Source organism: Psychrobacter sp. 1U2, from assembly GCF_051847575.1.
This window is the reverse complement of sequence record NZ_JBPYDC010001169.1, coordinates 1-680: the sequence shown is the minus strand read 5'-3', so window position 1 is coordinate 680 and position 680 is coordinate 1. Positions and strand designations below refer to the sequence as shown.

Below are 680 nucleotides of genomic sequence, written 5' to 3'. Positions count from 1 at the left end.
TGAAGGTTATGGAAATCATACGTTGAATGAGAAAGAGCCTCATTCTGGTATGAATATCCCTAACTTTTGGGTGGCTCTGCTACCAATTGTCATTGTTATCGTAGGAAACTATGTTTTTTCAAAGGTGGTAATACCTTTATGGAATAATAGTTATTTAGCCGATGAGAAGTTTGGAGGAATAACACTAAGCTCAGTTATTGGAATTTGGGCTATTATTTTGTCGTTATTTTTAGCCTGCCTTTTTGTTATTGTCTTAAATTTTAAAAGAATAGACAGTGTGGCAGATAGTTTAAATAAAGGTGCGACGGGTTCTTTACTACCAATCTTCAATACCGCTTCAGAGGTAGGTTATGGCTCTGTGATTGCTACTCTTGCAGGCTTCGCTGTCATCAAGCAATACCTTATGGGGATTGCACCTGGAAACCCTCTTATATCAGAAGCAATTATGGTTAACGTTTTAGCGGGTATTACAGGTTCTGCTTCTGGCGGTTTGGGCATCGCTCTAGAAATTATGGGCGCAAACTATATGCAGTTGGCACAACAATACAATATCGACCCTGAACTAATGCATCGTATAGCTTCTCTGGCTTCAGGTGGTTTGGATTCACTACCACATAACGGTGCAATAATAACAATGCTAACTATTTGTGGCTTAACCCATAGAGAATCATATAAAGATA

1 protein-coding gene is annotated in these 680 nt (G+C 38.7%); it reads left to right on the top strand.

Translation table 11 applies throughout. The features are described 5' to 3' along the window. Window positions 1–22: 22 nt before the first annotated feature. Window positions 23–680, top strand: a 658-nt coding sequence (locus tag ACS8FD_RS21015; RefSeq protein ID WP_439277294.1) for a GntP family permease, incomplete at its 3' end; no start/stop codon positions are given.